We start from the raw sequence: 1,962 nt of genomic DNA, 5'->3' as shown, positions 1-1,962 counted from the left end.
TCTTCCGATGGGAAGGAAAGGAGAGGGGGTTCGGGATGGGGGAAAGAGGAAGGGAGGAGGGGGATGGCCGCTCGCGAAAAGAGGGGGGGTTTGTGTCCAAATATCAGTGCGCGGCAGAGGCCGCGCTCCCGGCTCGGTGCCGGGTCAAGGAGGTCGTAATGCTTATCCTGACGCGGCGCGTCGGCGAAACCCTCATGATCGGCGACCAGGTCTCCGTGACCGTGCTCGGCGTCAAGGGCAACCAGGTGCGGATCGGTATCACCGCGCCGAAGGACGTGGCGGTTCACCGCGAGGAGATCTACCAGCGCATCCAGCGCGGCGGCGAGGCGCGCGACGAAGCCGTCGACGACGCGCAGGGCTGACGCATTGCCGCATCGCGGCCGGGGCGTTAACATCGCGCCCTCGCGGCGAAAGTCGCGGAGCAATTCCCGGAGACGTGCCCGAGAGGCCGAAGGGGCTCCCCTGCTAAGGGAGTATGGGGTCAAAAGCTCCATCGAGGGTTCGAATCCCTCCGTCTCCGCCAGTGGCACCGCTGCATCGGGTCGAGCAACGAAACGACACGATCAGCTGCGAAAACCATTGACGAACAATTCAGCGGACGTCATAATTTTTCGACTACGCGCCCGTAGCTCAGCTGGATAGAGCACCAGGCTACGAACTTGGGGGTCGGAGGTTCGAATCCTTCCGGGCGCGCCAGATAAAGCGGAAAGGCCGATGGGAAACCATCGGCCTTTTCGTTTGCGTGTTCGTTGGGAGCGTGGCCAACGGAGGGTGCAGTGCGGACGTCCGCCCGCGAGGCCAACTGGCGCGGGAAACCCGGGCGTTCGTGGCCCAGTGTCATGCAAGCGACGATGGCTGGAAGCGATCGCTTACGTCGCAGAACCGCGAACGTCGCTGAGTCGTGCCGCGTCAGTCCAGCAGCGCGTCCGCCACCGCGCGCGGTGCCTTCATCCACGCGAAGTGATCGGAGTGGGCGCCGAGGCGTGCGTCGTCGAGCGAGCGCACGGTGCTCGACGACGCACCGGTGCGGCCGACGAGGAAGTCCAGCGAGGCGCGCGGCGCGAGCCAGTCGCGCTCGAGCAGGACCGCGCGCACCGGAACGTCGAGCGCGGCGAGGGCGGGCTGCAGGTCGCCCATCGACGGGACGTCGTATCGCCCCGTCAGCCCGGTGCGCGACCATTCCCGGATCACGCTGCGCGCTTCGTTGCCGCCGAAGCCGATCCGCCGCCCGGGCAGCGTGCCGAACGCGCGCGACAGTCCGTCGAGGAACCGGTAGGCCAGCGGCAGCCCGTAACGCAGGGGCGCGGGGAAGACGCGCCAGTACGGCGCGCCGCTCGCGACCAGCCACAACGCCTGCGCACCGCCGGGCGACAGCGCAAGGCTGCAGGTCGCGAGTTGCCCGCCCAAGCTGTGGCCGCCCACGATCGCGTCAGGGCCGAACTCGCGCGCCGCCCAAGCGCGCGTGGCGGCGATGTCGCGTGTGAGCAGGTCGCGGTACGTCCAGTCGACGCGGCGCGAGGCGCGCAGGTTGCTGCTGCCGAAACCGCGCCATTCGTGCACCACGACCGCGACGCCACGCGATGCGAGCTCGCGCGCCAATGCCTCGTACGAGCGCGCCGGCACGCCCAGCGCGGGAATCCAGACGAGGACCCGGTCGACCTCCGCACCGCGCGCGACGAGCACCTTCCATTCATGCCCGTCGCCGGCGTCGACCGGCTGCCAGTGCACCTCGATGCTCACCGCATCGCGCCGAAGTGGTCGAGCACCGTGACGTCGCTGCGACCGGGCCGGTACCCCAGCGTCAGCGCATGATGGACATAGTCCGCCGCGAGCGCGCAGGCGGTAGACAGCGAGTGCCCGACCGCGAGGTTGGCGGCGATGGCCGAGGCCACCGATCCGCAAGACGCTCACCGGCGACCGTCGCGGCAAGGAATACCGGCTCGGCGACCGCGTGAGCATCGT

The 1,962-nt window shown here is 68.9% G+C and carries 3 protein-coding genes and 2 tRNA genes; 3 read left to right on the top strand and 2 right to left on the bottom strand.

The genetic code is table 11. The annotated features are described in order from the left end of the window. Positions 1-158 precede the first annotated feature (158 nt). From csrA to ACY35P_RS15490, 3 genes are all read left to right on the top strand, one after another. Positions 159-362, top strand: a complete 204-nt coding sequence (gene csrA / locus ACY35P_RS15500) for a carbon storage regulator CsrA (RefSeq protein ID WP_462116732.1) — start codon at positions 159-161, stop codon at positions 360-362. A 68-nt stretch (positions 363-430) separates the two neighbouring features. Next, positions 431-523: transfer RNA gene (locus tag ACY35P_RS15495), tRNA-Ser, on the top strand. A 96-nt stretch (positions 524-619) separates the two neighbouring features. Continuing rightward, positions 620-696, top strand: a tRNA-Arg gene (locus ACY35P_RS15490). A gap of 213 nt (positions 697-909) precedes the next feature. Here ACY35P_RS15490 and ACY35P_RS15485 read toward each other — a convergent pair. Then, complete coding sequence (locus ACY35P_RS15485) at positions 910-1,740, bottom strand: alpha/beta hydrolase family protein (protein ID WP_462116731.1); 831 nt, start codon at positions 1,738-1,740, stop codon at positions 910-912. Continuing rightward, positions 1,737-1,892 carry a hypothetical protein gene (locus tag ACY35P_RS15480; protein WP_462116730.1) on the bottom strand — a complete coding sequence of 52 codons (156 nt, stop codon included), beginning with the start codon at positions 1,890-1,892 and terminating at the stop codon, positions 1,737-1,739. Before ACY35P_RS15480 ends, ACY35P_RS15485 begins: the two co-directional genes overlap by 4 nt. Positions 1,893-1,962: the final 70 nt, after the last annotated feature.

This window comes from Lysobacter xanthus, from assembly GCF_047159895.1.
Note: the sequence above shows the minus strand (reverse complement) of the source record. Positions and strands in the feature narration are given on the sequence as shown.